At 61.4% G+C, this 16,709-nt stretch carries 17 protein-coding genes; 13 read left to right on the top strand and 4 right to left on the bottom strand.

All coding sequences use genetic code 11. The annotated features are described in order from the left end of the window. Positions 1-86 precede the first annotated feature (86 nt). Positions 87-620 carry an AAA family ATPase gene (locus J7399_RS15680; RefSeq protein ID WP_209087425.1) on the top strand — a complete coding sequence of 178 codons (534 nt, stop codon included), beginning with the start codon at positions 87-89 and terminating at the stop codon, positions 618-620. Positions 621-686: 66 nt separating this feature from the next. Here the strand turns inward: J7399_RS15680 and J7399_RS15675 are convergent, their stop codons facing one another. The 3 genes from J7399_RS15675 to ubiA form a co-directional block, all read right to left on the bottom strand. Beyond that, positions 687-1,001, bottom strand: coding sequence for a hypothetical protein (locus J7399_RS15675; RefSeq protein ID WP_209065848.1), 315 nt, complete (start codon positions 999-1,001; stop codon positions 687-689). Then, a complete protein-coding gene (locus J7399_RS15670; RefSeq protein WP_209087423.1) occupies positions 998-3,082 on the bottom strand; it encodes an OmpA family protein in 2,085 nt (694 codons plus the stop codon). Before J7399_RS15670 ends, J7399_RS15675 begins: the two co-directional genes overlap by 4 nt. 61 nt (positions 3,083-3,143) lie before the next feature. Then, on the bottom strand, positions 3,144-4,109 hold the full coding sequence (ubiA, locus tag J7399_RS15665; protein ID WP_247742929.1) for a 4-hydroxybenzoate octaprenyltransferase: 966 nt from the start codon (positions 4,107-4,109) through the stop codon (positions 3,144-3,146). Positions 4,110-4,121: 12 nt separating this feature from the next. Here ubiA and J7399_RS15660 point away from each other — a divergent pair, with 12 nt between their 5' ends. From J7399_RS15660 to J7399_RS15645, 4 genes are all read left to right on the top strand, one after another. Then, complete coding sequence (locus tag J7399_RS15660) at positions 4,122-4,847, top strand: 16S rRNA (uracil(1498)-N(3))-methyltransferase (RefSeq protein ID WP_209087419.1); 726 nt, start codon at positions 4,122-4,124, stop codon at positions 4,845-4,847. Further along, positions 4,844-5,695, top strand: coding sequence for a GNAT family N-acetyltransferase (locus J7399_RS15655; protein ID WP_209087417.1), 852 nt, complete (start codon positions 4,844-4,846; stop codon positions 5,693-5,695). Before J7399_RS15660 ends, J7399_RS15655 begins: the two co-directional genes overlap by 4 nt. 130 nt (positions 5,696-5,825) lie before the next feature. Further along, positions 5,826-6,335 (top strand): hypothetical protein, encoded by a 510-nt coding sequence (locus J7399_RS15650; protein ID WP_209065853.1) that lies wholly within the window; start codon positions 5,826-5,828, stop codon positions 6,333-6,335. Positions 6,336-6,398: 63 nt separating this feature from the next. Continuing rightward, positions 6,399-7,769 (top strand): glutamate--cysteine ligase, encoded by a 1,371-nt coding sequence (locus J7399_RS15645; RefSeq protein ID WP_209087415.1) that lies wholly within the window; start codon positions 6,399-6,401, stop codon positions 7,767-7,769. Between the two features lie 59 nt (positions 7,770-7,828). Here the strand turns inward: J7399_RS15645 and J7399_RS15640 are convergent, their stop codons facing one another. Next, positions 7,829-8,269 (bottom strand): hypothetical protein, encoded by a 441-nt coding sequence (locus J7399_RS15640; RefSeq protein WP_209087413.1) that lies wholly within the window; start codon positions 8,267-8,269, stop codon positions 7,829-7,831. Positions 8,270-8,950: 681 nt separating this feature from the next. Between J7399_RS15640 and uxaC the strand changes: the two genes are divergently transcribed. From uxaC to J7399_RS15600, 8 genes are all read left to right on the top strand, one after another. After that, the gene (gene uxaC, locus J7399_RS15635; protein WP_247742928.1) at positions 8,951-10,366 is read left to right on the top strand and encodes a glucuronate isomerase; all 1,416 of its coding nucleotides are present in this window, start codon (positions 8,951-8,953) and stop codon (positions 10,364-10,366) included. Positions 10,367-10,963: 597 nt separating this feature from the next. Beyond that, complete coding sequence (locus tag J7399_RS15630; protein ID WP_209065856.1) at positions 10,964-11,170, top strand: hypothetical protein; 207 nt, start codon at positions 10,964-10,966, stop codon at positions 11,168-11,170. A 12-nt stretch (positions 11,171-11,182) separates the two neighbouring features. Then, positions 11,183-11,926 (top strand): 2-C-methyl-D-erythritol 4-phosphate cytidylyltransferase, encoded by a 744-nt coding sequence (locus J7399_RS15625; RefSeq protein ID WP_209087411.1) that lies wholly within the window; start codon positions 11,183-11,185, stop codon positions 11,924-11,926. Continuing rightward, on the top strand, positions 11,919-12,623 hold the full coding sequence (locus J7399_RS15620; protein ID WP_209087409.1) for an SDR family oxidoreductase: 705 nt from the start codon (positions 11,919-11,921) through the stop codon (positions 12,621-12,623). The genes J7399_RS15625 and J7399_RS15620 overlap by 8 nt, the downstream gene beginning before the upstream one ends. Next, the gene (locus tag J7399_RS15615; protein ID WP_209087407.1) at positions 12,598-13,905 is read left to right on the top strand and encodes a hypothetical protein; all 1,308 of its coding nucleotides are present in this window, start codon (positions 12,598-12,600) and stop codon (positions 13,903-13,905) included. Before J7399_RS15620 ends, J7399_RS15615 begins: the two co-directional genes overlap by 26 nt. A gap of 137 nt (positions 13,906-14,042) precedes the next feature. Further along, positions 14,043-15,233, top strand: coding sequence for a hypothetical protein (locus tag J7399_RS15610; protein WP_209087405.1), 1,191 nt, complete (start codon positions 14,043-14,045; stop codon positions 15,231-15,233). Positions 15,234-15,242: 9 nt separating this feature from the next. After that, entirely contained in the window at positions 15,243-16,010 is a 768-nt protein-coding gene (locus tag J7399_RS15605) for an ABC transporter permease (RefSeq protein ID WP_209087403.1), read from the top strand. Positions 16,011-16,013: 3 nt separating this feature from the next. Then, positions 16,014-16,664 carry an ABC transporter ATP-binding protein gene (locus J7399_RS15600; RefSeq protein WP_209087401.1) on the top strand — a complete coding sequence of 217 codons (651 nt, stop codon included), beginning with the start codon at positions 16,014-16,016 and terminating at the stop codon, positions 16,662-16,664. Positions 16,665-16,709 lie beyond the last annotated feature (45 nt).

Genomic DNA, 16,709 nt, shown 5'->3' with positions numbered 1-16,709 from the left:
TGATCGTTGGCGGGGAACTGGTTGATTGCAGGCGGTTCAATGGCTGACACACCGCATTCGTTCTCTTGGGAGTTGGAGGGGGAGCTTTGACTGAGAGGTTTATTCTGCTGACTGGTTGTTCGGGCGGAGGCAAATCGACCCTGCTGGGTGCCTTGGCCGCGCGCGGTTGTGCGACCGTCCCAGAGCCGGGCCGACGCATCATCGCTGAGCAAGTGGCAGGCGGAGGCAAAGCGTTGCCTTGGGTCGATATGGAAGCTTTCGCACGTCGGGCCATCGAGGTGGCGCGGTCAGACCTAGCGGCGGCACAGAAGCTTGAGGGGCCTGTCTTTTTTGATCGCGGTCTGATCGACGCAGCCGTGGCCTTAGAGCACTGTGGTGGGGGCAAGGTGCGCGACACATTTGGCGAGGTGCTGCCCTATGCAACGCGTGTCTTCGTTGCACCGCCTTGGCGGGCGCTGTTTGTCAACGACGCGGAACGCCAGCACAGCTTTGAGGCAGCGGTCCAAGAGTACACGCGCATAGTGCGGTCATTGGATGCGCTCGGCTATGAACAATATGTGCTGCCCAAGATGTCGGTGACGGCGCGGGCCGACATCATATCAGAGCAATGCGGGTTTTAAGGGGCGAACTGCCTTTGGAGACCGCCTTGGCGACCGACATCTGTTATTTGACCTGATGTCTCGGACTTACCGTCCCAGCTGGCCGCGGAGTTCTTCGGCTTCCTGGCGGGCGTCGCGTAGGCCGTCCATGGCGGCGGAGAGTTCGGCTTCGGTCTGGGTGAGCTGGTTGGTCAGCTCCGCCTCGCGTTGCTGCAGATAGGTGATCGCCTGATCGCGGGTTTCCTCGGCCTCGTGCAGCTCCTGGCTCATGCGTTCCAGCTGGTCCACATCCGACTGGGCCACGCGGGTGAAGCGGTGCACCAGCCAATTGGCAAACCACCCCATGCAAAAGGCCACAAACAGGATCACGGCTGTGGTCAGGATGAACTCAATACGCGTCATTGCTCTTCTGTCTCCTCGCCGTCGTTCTGCGCGGCGTTTTCGGTGGATGGGGCCTCTGCTGCTGCCTCTGGCTGGCCCTCAACTTCGGATTCTTCGTTGGTCTGGTCGGTGGTCTGTTCGGCGGTTTCTTCGGTGCTCGCTTCCGGCGCGGCCTCGGTGGCTGCTTCGGTGGTTGCCTCAGAAGTGGCCTCGGACGGGGTTGCTTCTGCGCCCTCAGCGTCGTTTGCCTCACCCTCGGCTTCAGCAGCCTCAGCGGTTTCGGTGCCTTCGGGCAGGATGCGGACAAATTCGATGCGGCGGTTGGCTTCGCGGCCAGCCTCTGTGCCGTTGTCGGCAATGGGTTGGCTTTCGCCATGGCCCACAGCGACAAAGCCGGAGGTGAGCACGCGGCGGTCCTGCAGCGCGGTCAGCACGGCCTGGGCGCGGGTCTGGCTGAGCGCCTGGTTCATGGACTCGCGGCCCTGACTGTCGGTGTGGCCCTGAATTTCGATGCGCAGGTCGGGGCAGGCTTCAAGCTGTTGTGCCAGCTCGTCGATGATTGGATCGGCGCTGGCGTCGAGCGTGCCTTTGCCCGGCTCAAAGGCGATCTTGGTCTCGTTTTGAAGCGCTTGGATGTTGGCCATGCATTCCTCGGCGGTGGGGATGCCTGCCAGCGGATCAAGCGCTTCCACATAGGTCACGTTGATGGCGAAGTGGTCTGTCTGGCTGAGCTTGTCCGCCAGAAGCTGTGCGATGCGGGCGTTGGCCTCGGTGCTGCCGGTGTTGCCGGAGACAGAGACAGCCTCAGGGGTGATCTGCAGCACGCCGTTGTGCAGCAGCGAGAGCGCATCAAGGCCGGCCATCACACGGAAGGGCCAGGTGCGCGGCAGGGTTTCGTCCAGACGGGTGGCCATATGCACGGTGTCGCTGCTGAAGCGGGCGCGGGCATAGCTTTCTGTTGTGTCGCGCGCGATCTCATTGGGCAGGCGGCCGCGCAGTTGCAACAGGCCTTCCGGGCTGAGCGTTGCGGTGAATTCCTGTGCGCGGGAGGCGTCGTCGTCCTGCTGCGGGGCAGGCGGCAGGATGGCAAGCAGGGCGAAGGCCTCGGGCAGGGCAGCTTCGGTTTCGGCTGCGACTTTGTCAAACAGTGACTGACCGGTGCCCTGCAGCGCGGTGAGGGTCACATCCGCATCAGAGATGGTCAGCGTGCCGCCGCCAAGTTCGGCAAGACCTGCAAGGGAAGCCTCAACCGCCTCGGCCCAGCGGGTGGAGGGCACGCCAAGGCCGATCACACATTCGCTCTCAGCCTCCATGCCTGCGGCGCGGGCGGCTTTGAGGATGCGGGCACGGGCGGCTTCGGTGTCGGCCGAGCAGGCGTCAAAGCGGGCGCCGTCTTCATTGAGCACAAAGCGCAGGGTGAAGGGGGTGATCACCGGACGGGGCGCGGAGATGGCGAGGTTCACCTCTACGGTTTTGGGGGCGCGGCGCATCAGGTCGCGTTCCAAGGCGGCGCGGGCCTCGGCGCTGTCGGCCATGGCGGTCACATCCACGCGGCCTGCCTCAACAGAGATCTTGGCGCGGGGCAGTTCTTCCAGCGCGCCCAGAGCGAAGCGCACCGCAGGGCGCCAGCCTGCGGGGGTGGCGTAGTCGGCGGTTTCCAGAAAATCGGCCACGTCCTGCGCGCCGGAGGCCTCTTTCAGATCGTTGATGATCTGGGTGCGGTTGGCGTTTTTGGGGATCAGGCCAATGAGGGAGATGCCCGCGTCATTGCGCAGGATTTCCACGGAAAAGCGCGGCGGTGCGATGGCGGCGGTGGCCGGGACCTGCATGTTGTCGATCACGCGGGAGGCGTCGACGATGCGGCTGGCGGCAGACACGGCGCGGAAGCGGTCGGCCTCGGTCGGGGCCACACCGGCAAGAAAGATCTGCAAGCCTTCGGCATAGACCTCGGCCCAGTCCATATTGTTCTCAGCCAGCTCACGCTCCACGGCGGTGCTTGAGGTCTCTTCTATGAGATCGGCGGAGAGGCTGGCGGCGACGAGGCTGAGAAGGGCCGCAGTTGCGAAGGTGACAAAGAGGATCAGTAAGGAAGAAAGTCGCATTCAGAGGTGCAGTCCGGCCGTTGGTTGCCAAGGTGATACGACGCTGCGCGCGCGCTTGCAATCACAGGAAAATTGCGGTGGCGAAAAACAGCAGAGGGATCAGTCCCGCGTCGCGGTTGGAGCGGAAGAGCATGACCAGCCGTTCGGCGTCATCGGTCTGCAGCATCCGCAATTGCCATTGCATGTGCCAGCCCATGGCCACCGGCCCGATCAGGGCCACCGCCAGCGCCAGTGGGGAGTGCGGCAGGGCTGCCATCAGCGTGGCCAGCCCCATCAGGGCCACGGTCGCGATCAGAAAACCCTGTAGCCACTGCGGGCTATTCTCGCCAAAGAGCCGCGCGGTGGATTTAATGCCGATGAGCGCATCATCCTCGGTGTCCTGATGGGCATAGATCGTGTCATAAAACAACGTCCAGGCGATGCCCGCCACATAGAGCACCACCGCGGGCGCGTTGAGCGTGCCGGTGTGGGCGGTCCACGCCAGAAGAGCGCCCCAGTTGAAGGCGAGACCCAGAAACACCTGCGGCCACCATGTGAAGCGTTTGGCGAAGGGGTAAATGGCGACGGGAATCAGTGAGGCGATGCCCAGCAGAATGGCGGTGAGGTTGAAGCTGAACAGAATGAGCGCGGCGATCCCGGCCTGTGCCACCATCCAGACAGCCGCCTGTTTGGCGCTGACCTGACCGGAGGGGATCGGGCGGGAGCGGGTGCGCGCCACTTGTGCATCAAACTCGCGGTCGGTGATGTCGTTCCATGTGCAGCCCGCGCCGCGCATGAGGAAAGCGCCGACGGCGCAGCCAACCGCGATCCAGAGATCGTGCCAGGAGGCCTGACCGTCCCAGAGCATCGCCAGCAGAAGTCCCATCCAGCAAGGCAGAAGCAGGAGCCATGTACCGATTGGGCGGTCGGCGCGGGACAGCCGCAGGTAGGGGCGGGACCACGCGGGCGCAAGATGGTCGACCCAATTGCCGCGCACGGCGTCAGAGACCTGACCTTTTGGTTCTTCCTTCGCGGGCGTGTCGGCCATATGTAGGTTCCTATGAAACAGGCAAAAGTCAGACTGTATGTAGAGCAGGGGCTGGGGGAAGGGCAAACCATTCCTCTGACCAAAGAGCAGGCGCATTATCTTTTCGGGGTGATGCGGATGGCGGTGGATGATCCGGTGCTGCTATTTAACGGGCAGGACGGCGAGTGGCGCTGTGTTGTGACCGTGGCCAACAAGCGCAACGGCGAGCTGCTGTGTGAGGCGCAGACCAAGCCTTTGCAGATGCCCCCTGATTTGTGGCTGTGTTTTGCCCCGATCAAAAAGGCGCGCACAGATTTCATCGTCGAAAAAGCCGCCGAGATGGGGGCCGCCCGGATTGTGCCGGTGAACACCGATTTCACCAACAGCGAACGCATCCGGCAGGATCGCCTGCAGGCCCATGCCGTAGAGGCCGCAGAGCAATGTGGCGGCACCTATGTGCCCGAAGTTGCGGAGCTGACCAAGCTCGAGCGGCTGTTGGCGGATTGGCCTGATGGGCGGCAGCTGATGTTTTGTGATGAGGCTGAGGTGGGCAGCGCAAAGCGCCTTGCCGCCTCAGAAGGTGGGCCATGGGCCATTTTGATTGGGCCGGAAGGCGGGTTTAGCGAGGCGGAGCGGGCCAAGCTCAAGGCGCTGCCCTTTGCCCATGTGGTGAGCCTTGGGCCCCGGATCTTGCGCGCGGATACAGCGGCGGTGGCGGCGATGACGCTCTGGCAGCAATCCTTGGGGGACTGGGGATGAGCTGGCGGGAGATTGACCAGAGTGATCTTGCGTGGGTGGAAGCTTTCCTGAGAGAGCACATCCAGAGCTCGATGTTTTTTTTGGGCAATCTCCGCGATTATGGTCTTGGCAGCGCCGCGCCACGTGGGTTGCAGATCTGGGCGCGCACTGATGGTGCGCCGGCGCTGTTTGCGCGCACCAATGAAGGTATGATTCTGCTGCAGGCGCCCGACGCCAGTGCGCCTGACTGGCAGGCGACGGGGCCGTTGTGGCAGGGCCGCGCGGTTTTAGGCGTGCTTGGTGAGGCGCAGCAGGCGGCGCGGTTTCTTGAGGTGTCGGGCCTGAGTGCGCGCGCCACCACGATCAGCCGACCGGAACCGGGATACCGGCTGGCGCTGGACGCCTTGCAGATGCCGGATTGTGCCGGGTTCGCGCTGTGCCCGATCACACCGGATCTGCAGCATTTGGCCGAAGACTGGCGCGCGGATTACAACGCGGCGGTGATGGGGCTGAGCCGACTGGCGGCGGAGCAGACAGCAAAGCAGGATATTGCCGCCTATATGGTGCGCGACAGTCACCGTATTCTGTTGCGCGAAGGCGTGCCTGTGGCGATGACCGGATTTAACGCCAGCCTGCCGGACGTGGTGCAGATCGGCGGTGTTTACACGCCTCCGGAGCAGCGCGGGCAGGGGCTGGCGCGGCGGGCGGTGGCGTTGCATCTGGAGGAAGCCCGGGCGCAGGGCGTGACGCAGGCGATCCTGTTTGCCGCCAGTGCGGCTGCGGCGCGGGCCTATGAGGCCATAGGGTTTGAACTCAACGGGCAGTTTACGATGGCTTTGTTTGCGGGTGTGGAGGCGCATGCGGGGTGAGGTTTCATTTGTGTCGTTCCCATCGAGAAGGCAGTGCACAGCCGCGGGTGGGAAGCGAAGCGCCCGCCCATGGGGGCGGTTGGGCGCTGCCCGGCGGTTCCGCCCGGGCGAAGGCTATGAGGAGTACACTATGAGTTTCTTTCGACCGGAAGCGCGGGCGGCTTTGGTGCAATGGCGCGAGACCTTGGTGGGGGCGGCGGTGTTGCTGCTTGGGCTGTGGTGGGCCAGCGGCTTTGGCCTGTTGAAATGGCTGGGCATCGGGCTTGTGGCCGTGGGAGCTGTGCTGATCGTCAGCGGCATTCAGCGGGCGCGGTTTCGGATTGGGCAGGGTGGCCCCGGCGTGGTGCAGGTGGATGAGGGCGAGGTGGCTTATTTCGGCCCGCTCAACGGCGGCAGCGTGGCGATGCGCAGCCTCAGCCGCGTGGTGCTGGATGGCCGCAGCCAGCCGCCGGTCTGGGCGCTTTACCAACCCGGGCAGGCTCCGCTGCACATCCCGGTGAATGCGGCGGGGAGCGACGCGCTGTTTGACGCCTTTGCCAGTCTGGACGGCATCAAGACCGAACATATGCTGGCGCAGCTGAAGGCCGCGCCTGATCACCCGGTTGTGATCTGGGCAAAAGAGGATCGCAGGCTGCATTGACACGGCCTGCAAAAAACCCCACCACAGACGCCTGAAACCAGTCTCAGGAGCAGAGCAAACGCCATGTCCATTCCCCAGTCCGGCGGCGGCCCGATCGAGCATCATGACCAGTTGGCTGAATACCTCAGCTCCGGCTGTAAGCCGCGCGAAGACTGGCGGATCGGCACCGAGCATGAGAAATTCGGCTACTGCAAGGACAGCCTGAAACCCCTGCCATATGAGGGCGAACGCTCTATTCTGGCGGTGCTGGAAGGGCTGCGCGATGGCCATGGCTGGGCCCCTCTGGAAGAGAGCGGCAAGCTGATCGGTCTGGAAAAAGACGGCGCCAATGTGAGCCTTGAGCCCGGTGGGCAGCTGGAGCTGTCCGGTGCGCCGCTGGAGAACATCCACCAGACCTGTGACGAGGTGAATCAGCACCTCAAAGATGTGAAAGACATCGCCGACAAGATTGGTGTGGGTTTCATCGGGCTGGGCTCGGCCCCGATCTGGAGCCATGAAGAGATGCCGGTGATGCCCAAGGGGCGTTACAAGCTGATGACCGATTACATGGACCGCGTGGGCACCATGGGAAAGGTCATGATGTACCGCACCTGCACCGTGCAGGTGAACCTCGACTTCTCAAGCGAAGCGGACATGGTGCAGAAGCTGCGCGTGGCGCTGGCGCTGCAGCCGGTGGCCAATGCGCTGTTTGCCAATTCGCCGTTTCTGGATGGCAAACCCAATGGGGTGAAATCCACCCGGGGTCTGGTGTGGCGGCATCTGGATGATGCACGCACGGGCATGTTGCCCTTTGTGTTTGAAGAGGGTTTTGGCTTTGAGCGCTGGGTGCAATATGCGCTCGATGTGCCGATGTATTTTGTCTACCGCGACGGCAAATACATTGACGCGCTGGGCATGAGCTTCCGCGATTTCCTCAAAGGCGAGCTGCCTGCGCTGCCCGGTGAGACCCCGACCCTGAGCGACTGGGCGGACCACCTGACCACCGCTTTCCCGGAAGCGCGGATCAAGAAATTCATGGAGATGCGCGGTGCCGATGGTGGCCCGTGGCGGCGTCTCTGTGCGCTGCCGGCCTTCTGGGTGGGGCTGATGTATGATCAATCCGCGCTGGATGCGGCCTGGGATCTGGTCAAAGGCTGGGATGCGGAAACCCGTGAGGCACTGCGTGTGGCCGCGAGCGAGCAGGCGCTGCAGGCCCAGGTGGGCAAGATCAACATGCATGAGCTGGCGCGCGAAGTGCTGAAGATCTCTGAAGCGGGCCTGAAAGCGCGCGGTCAGGCCGGAGCTGGCGGGCTGGTGCCGGATGAGACACACTTCCTCAGCGCGTTGCAGGAAAGCGTAGAAAGCGGTCAGGTGCCTGCCGATGAGCTGTTGTCGCAGTACCACGGTGACTGGGGCGGCGATCTGACCAAAATCTACGGCGAACACAGCTACTGATTTTAAGGCTGATTTGAAGGGCTGCCCCTCTCAGGGGAGGGCGGTCCTCAGAGGCGTATCTACAGCAGATGCGCTTCTTTCTGACAGGGCTCGGGGAATTGGGCGATCTCTTCGTCAGAGAGATCCAGAACGGCAAAGACCTCAGGATAGCCCTGCACAATCATGACATCGTTGTCGTATTGCATGGCCTGCGCGAGGTCGATGAACATATCGGCAAAGCCGGTTGAGGCTTTGTTGGGCGCGATCAGGCAGACCGTGATCTTGTGACCGTATCTTGCATGGATCTCTTGTGAAGTTTTGGCAAAGGCGAGCAGCTCGTCAAAGCCGATGTCAAAATCGGTCACCGCGCTGAAATCCACAACCTCATTCATCCCGCGTTTGAAATCCGGAGAGGTGTAAGCCTCGCGCCAAGGATCTCGAAGACCCTCAAGTGTTACACGGCCGGAATACATAACATGCACCACGGAGAGGTCTTTGAGGATGTTGGCTTTGGAGGACATGTTGTCGGTTCCGAAAATATCTTGTCTCCGGTCAAGGCGGAGGGCGTGAATAATCTTAGCGGCTGGTGTGCCCAATGCTAGAAGTCTGATCTGCACAGGTGCAGTTAAAGCTTTACTAAAAATCTAGTTATACCCGACGATCAGAAGAAAAAAGGGTAAATTGGATGCAAATTTCTTTGCTGTCAGGGCTGCGTGGCGTTTGGGGCGGTCAGGGAGGCTTGGCATGCATACAGCCTTGGGGCGAATGAGATTGAGCGCGATCTTGATTTGCACCAGCGATCCCCAGCCCTGATGCGGTGCATATGCGTCGGGTGCAAGGCAAGGTGATACCGATCCGGCCATTTTTTATCTGACAGGCCAAGCCTTTGCGGATTTTAAGTATTCAGGTGTGTGAAAAGGGCGTGTGTGGCGGCTGATCCAGCTGCGTACATCTGGGGGATGTGCGGTGCTGGTGCCGGGACCGTTTCAGCATGAGAGATCTGGTGAGTTTGGCAGCTCTTTCGGCCGCGTGTATCGGGCGTCGCGATGAACTTAGCCGCTGCCGCGTTAGTGTCTCGTAAATCAATCTGTGGGCATCTGGGAGGGACCAGAACAGAGCGCAGCCCGTGAGGTCAAAGGACGTCAAAGGCGCGCGTCATGCGGTCGCTTGGGCCGCTTGGACTAGCAGAGAGAACAAGAACAATGGGCGAAGCCGTAATGAACCTTGTAAGTCACTCCGTGCCGACACTGCAGTTGTCGGATGCGGCGCTTGATATTTATGAGGCTGTGCAGGCGCTGCCAATTGTTTCGCCGCATGGGCATTGTTTGCCGGAGTGGTTTGCAGAGAACCGCCCGTTTTCGGACCCGGCAGAAGTCTTCATTGATCCGGATGTCTCCGTGATCCGCATGTTGCTGAGCCAGGGTGTCTGGCTGGAGGACATCGGCATCGGTGTGCCCAGAGAGGCGCGTAACCCGCGCGCAGCATTCCAACTGTTTGCGAACCACTGGCACAAGTTCCGCGGCACGCCGAGCCATCTGTGGATTTCCCATGCGCTTGTGCATGTGTTTGGCGTGGCGATGCCGCTGAACGCGGAGACCGCAGACAGCATTTATGATCGCGTGGATGCGGAGCTGAAATCCTCGCGCATGCGGCCTCAGGCGCTGTTGCAGAGCTTCAATATTGATGCGCTGGCCACAACCGACAGCGCGCTTGATGATCTGACCAGCCACAAGGCGGCGCGTCTGCAGAAACTGCGCGGCAAGATCATTCCCACATTCCGCCCGGACTCTGTGCTGGATCCAACCCATCCGGATTTCCGCGCTGATGTTGCGACGCTGGGAGAAATCACCGGCGAGAACACCGCGAGCTTTGCCGGATACCTTGAGGCGCTGCGTGAGCGGCGGGCCTATTTCATGGCAAACGGGGCAACCGCCACGGATCACGAAGTGGGCGAGCTGGCCACATGCTATCTGACGGAAAAGCGTGCGGCGACGCTGTTTGCAAAAGCGCTGGCGGGAACGATCACACCAAAAGAGTCGCAGGGTTTTTACGGGCATATGCTGACCGAAATGGCGCAGATGTCAGTGGAAGACGGGCTGGTGATGCAGATCCGTGGGGGTAGCATGCGCAACACCAACAAGGTGCTGCACGGAAAATACGGCCCGCAAGTAGGGGCCGATATGCCGGTTGGCGCGAATTGGGTGCGTGGTCTGGATGCGCTTCTGGCGCGGGTGGGCAACGTTCGGGAAATGAATATCCTGCTCTTCACCCTGGATGAAAGCGCCTTTTCCCGCGAGCTTGCGCCGATGGTCAGCCATTGGCCGGCGCTGCGGCTTGGCGCACCTTGGCGCTATTCGGACAGCGCAAACGGCATCGCGCGTTATCTGGATCAGGTGGTGGAGACCGCCGGGTATTGGAACCTCGCCGGGTTCAATGATGACACGCGCGCCTTCATGTCCATTCCTGCGCGTCACGATATGTGGCGGCGCGGCGTGAGCCAGCATCTGGCGCAGCAGCGCGCCCGCGGTGTGCTGACCCGCTCTGATGCCAATGAGATCGCCCGGCTGCTGTGTCGTGATCTGGCGATTGACGCCTATAAGCTTGGCAGTGTTGTGTGATCTGTAGGCCGCCCGCTGGGCGGCTTTCTTTTTGCGTGTTTTCTGCCTGAGCGTGTCTCTGATTCTTCCCAAGTGATTTCTGCGGCCTGTGCCGGAGGCAGATCTTGCCTTGCGGCCTGTGTTTTGGGGCAGGTTTGAAGGTGGTATTTGCCTCAAATGCGCGTGGTTTGAGTCAGCTTTTGTTAAGGGTTTGGCGGCTGTATTGGGAGAGGTTTCGGAGCGTTGCGGCGTGTTTTTTGGGGCGGCGTGAAACCTGCAATGTACTTAAAAATAAAGGAAAACTGCGCCTCTCTTCCTTGGGTTGCAAGGCGAGCGCGACGGGATGGAACGGCAGGCCCAATCTCTAGCGCCGAAGAGGGGCTGCGGCGCTGTCGCCTGCCGCAGCGGCAGGAAAGCGCGCGTCGCGCGACCTGTGCCCCGAATTCTGCACAAGTGTTATCAGATCAGTAACCACTTTCGCCAAAAATGGAGTCACGGAGACAAGAAATGGCTTCGTGATCGCCGCCGTACAGAAGTGCAATTGGCGACAATGGAAAAAGTCCATTTGTACCATTGGGTTACGCCCGTTGGGCGCGAAACAGAAAGTTGACGACCAAAATGGATACAGACGTAAGAACCGCTGGTCTCAGGCATCATTCCGAAGAGCTTTCGGGATGTGCACTGGGCGGTGCGGCTGGGGGCGCTAACCTGATCGGGCAGGGTGCCCCTGAGGGTGCATTTGGCAGGTTGGCCCCCAAGTCTGGCCCTGACGGCACCGGCCAGCCGATGTTTCGCTCGCAACGGGTGGCGCAAACCAGCGCATAAAGGCGACGCCTGATGAATTTACACCCTCTGACACGTCCGCTTTGCACCCCTCGGGTCTCTTTTTTGCTGCTGTCTGGCGGCGTGGGCGCGCGGGCGGAACATCATGAACCCAAACAGTTTTACAAACTCGCAGGCCACCCGATGGTGGCGCATTCGCTGATTGCGGCGGTGCGCTCGCCACATGTGGCCGAGGTGCTGATCAACGCGCCGGAAGGATTTGAAGAGCGCACACAACAGCTGATGGAGGCCTATTGCGGCCGCCTGCCGTTTCAGGTGGTGCCCGCCGGAGCAACCCGTCAGGAAAGCTGCGCGGCGCTGGCGGCGGCGGCGTCTCACGATGTTGTTGTTCTGCATGAGGCGGCGCGGCCGTTCATCAACCCCGAGATGCTGAGCGATCTGATTGCCTGTGAGGCCGAAAACGCGGGCTATTGCCACGCGATTGCCTTTTCCATGTGTCGGATTGATTCCGAAACCCGCGAAGTGCGGCGCGGCGTGTCGCGCGACAGGGTGTTTGACATTCAGCTGCCGCAGAAATTTGACCGTGAGACGCTGCTAAAGGCGCATGTTGCCGCGCGCAACACCGGTGCGGTCTACAATGAGGACAGCGTCATGGTCGTGGAAATGACCGGACAGCCGGTGCAGGCGCTGGAAGGGTTCAGCCGCAACCGGAAAGTGACGACGCCCGAGGATTTTGTCATCGCGCAAGAGATGATGAAGGGGTTTCACACCAACAGAAAGGCCTCCGCCCATGACTAAGACTGTTTTGATCAGCGGCGCCTCCAAGGGCATCGGGTTGGCCACGGCGCGGCGCTTTGCGCGCGGCATGGATGATGTGGCCTGCATCGTGATGGTGGCGCGCCGCTCAAGGCATTTTGACGATGCGGTGACAGAGGTGCGCGCGATTGCTGGCAACCGTCAGATTGTGGCCGTTGAGGCGGATCTCTCTGATCCGCAGGCGGTGTCAGATGTGTTTGACCGGCTCGCGGCGGAAAACATCGCCATCACCGCCATTGTGAACAACGCAGGGTTCACCAAGCCGGCGTCGATCAATGAAACCGATATGGCGGATTTTCAGCGCACGATGCAGATCAATCTCTATGCGCCGTTCCGCTTTGTGCAGGAGGCGCTGTTGCGCAGCCATCCCCTTGAAAAGGTGATCAATATTGCCTCGACAGCCGGTGTGAGTGGGCGCTCTGGCTGGATGAGCTACTCCACCTCCAAGGCGGCGGTGATCAATATGTCAGAGGTCATGCGCGAGGAGCTTGCGCCTTACGGGATTGATGTGGTCTGCCTGAGCCCCGGGCGCTGTGCCACGGATCTGCGCAAGACTTTGGCCCCGGATGAAGATCCCAGCACGATCATGCAGCCGGAGCATGTGGCGGATGTGATCGCGATGATGTCCTCCCCTGCGGGCAAGATGCTGATGAGTGAAAATCTGGTGGTGCGCTTGTGATCTGATGCTTCTGGCGCGCACTCCCAATCCGGATATCTCCCCCAAAAAGCCTGCTGCCGCGCCGGAGCTTCAGGATATGGAGATGGGGCAATTGCGCGTGTCCTCGGCTCCCGATGGGCTGCCTGATCAGGCGGTCTATCTGGACAGTCCGGTGCTCTCTGCACTGACACAGATCCGGCCGTTTTTTGAAAGTGGGGCTTTTGGCGTCACCGACACGCCTTTGTTTTTGCGGCAAAAACCGCTGCTACGCTTTCAGCGCGCCTTGGGGTGGTTGCCTCAGGAACTGGATGTCAGATGGATTAAGGGGCGGGCCGCGCGCCTGCCGGTGGCGGCGGGCGGGGTGGTGTTTTACCCGTTTAATGCGCGCTCCAATCTGCAGACGGTCACGCGGCGGGATATTCGCCATGTGCTGACCCTGCATGGGGAGAGCAATAAAGGCGCGTCGATGCGCCCGGCCGCACGGGTTTATGATTATGTCTCCATCGCCGGGCCACTGGCGCGGGACCGCTACCTGAAAGCGGGGATTTTCACCGCAGATGACGTGGACAGAGGTCGGCTGGTGATGATGGGCGACACCTTTGTGCAGCCCATGCCGGAGATCCGCGCCGCGCGCAGCTGTGATGCGGATCCGGCCCTGTTTTACGCACCAACCTGGGAAGGGTTTGGCGGGCAGGCGGACGATTACAGCTCGCTCTCGGGCCTGCGCGGCTTTGCGGCGGTTTTGGCGGCGGCCAAGGCGACAGGCCTGCGCCGCGTTGTGATCAAACCGCATCCTTATCTGGGCCTGCTGCGCCCCGCGATCACTCGCAGCTTTGTCGCCGGGGTGCGCCAGTTGCAGCAGGCGGGGCTGCGGGTCTCGGTGATGATGGAAGACGCCAGCGTGCCGCTGCGCCTTGCGTGTCTGCGCGCGTTGCGCAGGGCGCAGCAGTTTGTACCGGATCGCGCCGCGCCGCTGCCGGTGGCGTTGGGGTTGTGCGATGTCTCTGGAATGGAGGCGATCTTTCTCAAGCAACGCATCGCCCATCTGGTTCTGAGCCGCGAAGACGCGGTGCCGCGCGATATGGCCCCGCTCTATCTGCGCAAGGCGCTGTTGCCGGAGAGTGATGTGGCGCGGGTGCTGGCCCGCTATCTGGCGGAGGGTCAGGAGATCGACGCCGCCCATCGCGCGCAGGTGTTTGGCTGGACAGAGCCGTCGCTGGCAGAGCGGCCAACCTTTGCCGCGCGGGGCTGGCTTCTGGAGTATGTGAAACGCGATCCGTTCTGGCGTGTGGCAGGCGGGTGAGGCAGCGCGAGTGCGGCAGGATTTGTGGGTGCATGTGGAGATGCTGACATTTCGTAAACCCTTCGGGCGTAAACTGGGCAGTAACCAATGGGGCCGGGGGCCTCACATTCCGCCAGAAGGGGCCAGAAAGGGAAGGCATGGCTGAAATCAAAGTGCTCAAACCGGTGCCAGCGTTTGATGGCCCTCTTGGCGTTGTGCAGGCGGGGCCGAAAAACGCGCCGCACCGGCGCAGACGCTGGGGGCTTCTGGCGTCATTTGTGGCGCTGTTTCTGCTGCCGGTGGCCATGGCGGCGAGCTATTTCGGCTTTGTCGCAACAGACCGTTACGCGGCCAGCGCGAGCTTTGTGATCCGCTCTCTCGATGGTGGCGGCACGCCGGATCTGATGGCCTCGGTCACCGGATTTCCCGCCAGCAGCAGCCACACCTCTGACAGCTATGTGGTGCGCAACTATCTGGAAAGCCCGGACCTTCTGCGCGAGATCGATGATGAGCTCAATCTGCGCGGTCATTTCTCCCAGGACCATATTGACCCGATCGCCCGTCTGAGCCCGGAAAGCAGCTTTGAGGATATGGTGGAGTATTGGCAGTGGCGCATCAGCACGAGCTATGACAGCACCACCGGCATTGTGAGCTTTGAGGTGCAGGCCTTTGATCCCGGCACGGCGGTGCGGGTGGCGCGCAGCGCGCTGGCGGCCGCAGACCGGCTGGTCAACGATCTCTCTGAGACCGCGCGGCGGGACTCGGTGCAATTTGCCGCTGATGAGGTGGCCCGTGCGGAGGCGCGGGTGCGTGATGTGAGTCTCGATCTGGTGGCCTTTCGCGCGGAAAGCGGTGCGGTGGACCCGATGGTCAATGCACAATTGGATGCGGAGCTGGTTTCGTCGCTGGAGGCCAAGCTGGTGAAAGTGCAGTCCCAGATTGATGAGGTGGCAGGCTCTGTCGGGGAGAATTCGCCCATTCTGAAACAGCTCAATCGTCAGGCCAAAGCCTATCGCCAGCAGATTGCAGAGCGCAAAAGCCTGATCGGCGCGGCGGGGCAGGCGGCAAGCGCCAAAACCGCGGAAACGCTGGCGGGTTATGAGGCGCTGGTGATCGAGAAGCAATTTGCAGAACAGACCTATGCCTCTGCCATGGCCTCGCTGGAAGCTGCGCGGCTGGATGCGGACCGGCAACAGCGCTATCTCGGCGTGTTTGCCCGCCCCTTTGTGCCCAGTGAGCCGGCTTACCCGCTGCGGCTTCGGGATTTTCTGCTGATTGCCGCCGCCGCTTTTGCCGTCTGGGCGATTGCCGCCCTTGTGGGCTATGCGGTGCGCGATCATATGCGGTGAGGGCAGGGAATGCTGCACGCGATCTGGTTGCAAATGCGGGTGGTGGCCGCGCTCACCCTGCGCGAGACGCGCATGACTTTTGGCACCTCGCATGTGGGCTATCTGTGGGCGATCGCCCAGCCGGTGATTTCCGTGGGCTTTATGGTTGGGCTGTTTTACCTGATCGGGAGGCAGGCGCCCTTTGGCGCGTCGCTGGCGCTGTTTTTCGCCACCGCCGTGCTGACGCTGGATCTTTATAACAAGCTCTCCGTGTCGCTGATGCGGGCTTTCACCACCAACAAATCCCTGCTGAGCTACCCGATGATCAAAGAGCCCGACACGCTGTTTGCGCGGCTCACGCTGATCGCGCTGACCTTTCTGGTGATCGATGCGCTGGTCTATGGCGGGCTGATGGTGGTGGGCTGGGCGGAGCTGCCCGCCCATCCGGAGCGGTTGCTCTATGCCTTTGGCACCACGTGCTTTTTGGGCTTTGGCGTGGGGGCGATCAACGCCATGCTCTATCAGCGCACCCAAGCCTGGCAGCATGTGGAAAAGCTTGTGGCGCGGCCGCTGTTTTTCCTCTCTGGCGTGTTTTATATCCCGTCAGCTTTACCACCTGAGGCGGTGGCGGTGCTCAAATGGAACCCGCTGCTGCATATCGTGGAATGGACCCGCGAAGGGTTTTACGCCAATTACCGCAGCGATGTGCTCAACATTGCCTATCCGCTGTCGCTGGCCGCGGTTTTGGTGATCATCGCGCTGTTTGCAGAGCGGATCACCCGCAAACAGAGGGCGTGAGCCGTGATCGCCTTTGAGCATGTCACCAAGGATTATCACGTCAAAGGGGTTCACAAACGCATTCTGGAGGACGCCAGCTATCAGTTTGCCGAGGGCAAAAACATCGCACTGATGGGCCACAACGGTGTGGGTAAATCCACCATGATGCGGATGATTGCCGGGATCGAGGCGCCCACATCCGGTGCTGTGAAATGCACGGAAAAGGTCAGCTGGCCCATGGGGTTTTCCAAAGGGTTCAATGGCTTGATGACTGGCGTGGAGAACGTGCGCTTTGTCGCGCGGGTCTATGGCTGTGACACGGAACAGGTGCTGGCGCAGGTGCAGGAGTTTGCCGAACTCGGGCCTTCGCTGGATCTGCCGATTGAGACCTATTCCAGCGGCATGAAGGCGCGGCTCGCATTCGGGCTTTCGCTGGCGATCCGTTTTGAATGTTATCTGGTGGATGAGATCACCGCCGTGGGCGATCAGCGGTTTCGCAAGAAAAGCGAGCACGCCTTGCGTGAGCGGATTGAGGCGTCTCGCGTGGTGATGATCTCACATTCGGAACGCACAATCCGTGAGTTTTGCGACGAGGGCGTGCTGGCTTATGGCGGGAAGCTCTATCATTATGATGATCTCAACGCCCTGATCGCGGATTACAAGCGGTTCTGCTAAACGAAAGATTGGGCGCGACTCGCAGCGTTAAAGCGCGTTTTGAGC

Origin of the sequence: Shimia sp. R9_1, assembly GCF_017743775.1 — a bacterium.
GTDB lineage: Bacteria > Pseudomonadota > Alphaproteobacteria > Rhodobacterales > Rhodobacteraceae > Shimia.
The sequence above is the reverse complement of the archived record's forward strand: the minus strand, read 5'-3'. Positions and strand labels throughout refer to the sequence as shown.

Excerpts from the sequence above, each read along its gene's own strand:
- J7399_RS15670 (WP_209087423.1), bottom strand. The coding sequence starts at position 3,082 with ATGCGACTTTCTTCCTTACTGATCCTCTTTGTCACCTTCGCAACTGCG.
- J7399_RS15605 (WP_209087403.1), top strand. The coding sequence starts at position 15,243 with ATGCTGCACGCGATCTGGTTGCAAATGCGGGTGGTGGCCGCGCTCACC.
- J7399_RS15610 (WP_209087405.1), top strand. The coding sequence starts at position 14,043 with ATGGCTGAAATCAAAGTGCTCAAACCGGTGCCAGCGTTTGATGGCCCT.
- J7399_RS15625 (WP_209087411.1), top strand. The coding sequence starts at position 11,183 with ATGAATTTACACCCTCTGACACGTCCGCTTTGCACCCCTCGGGTCTCT.
- uxaC (WP_247742928.1), top strand. The coding sequence starts at position 8,951 with ATGGGCGAAGCCGTAATGAACCTTGTAAGTCACTCCGTGCCGACACTG.
- J7399_RS15640 (WP_209087413.1), bottom strand. The coding sequence starts at position 8,269 with ATGTCCTCCAAAGCCAACATCCTCAAAGACCTCTCCGTGGTGCATGTT.
- J7399_RS15645 (WP_209087415.1), top strand. The coding sequence starts at position 6,399 with ATGTCCATTCCCCAGTCCGGCGGCGGCCCGATCGAGCATCATGACCAG.
- ubiA (WP_247742929.1), bottom strand. The coding sequence starts at position 4,109 with ATGGCCGACACGCCCGCGAAGGAAGAACCAAAAGGTCAGGTCTCTGAC.
- J7399_RS15620 (WP_209087409.1), top strand. The coding sequence starts at position 11,919 with ATGACTAAGACTGTTTTGATCAGCGGCGCCTCCAAGGGCATCGGGTTG.
- J7399_RS15655 (WP_209087417.1), top strand. The coding sequence starts at position 4,844 with ATGAGCTGGCGGGAGATTGACCAGAGTGATCTTGCGTGGGTGGAAGCT.
- J7399_RS15630 (WP_209065856.1), top strand. The coding sequence starts at position 10,964 with ATGGATACAGACGTAAGAACCGCTGGTCTCAGGCATCATTCCGAAGAG.
- J7399_RS15650 (WP_209065853.1), top strand. The coding sequence starts at position 5,826 with ATGAGTTTCTTTCGACCGGAAGCGCGGGCGGCTTTGGTGCAATGGCGC.
- J7399_RS15660 (WP_209087419.1), top strand. The coding sequence starts at position 4,122 with ATGAAACAGGCAAAAGTCAGACTGTATGTAGAGCAGGGGCTGGGGGAA.
- J7399_RS15675 (WP_209065848.1), bottom strand. The coding sequence starts at position 1,001 with ATGACGCGTATTGAGTTCATCCTGACCACAGCCGTGATCCTGTTTGTG.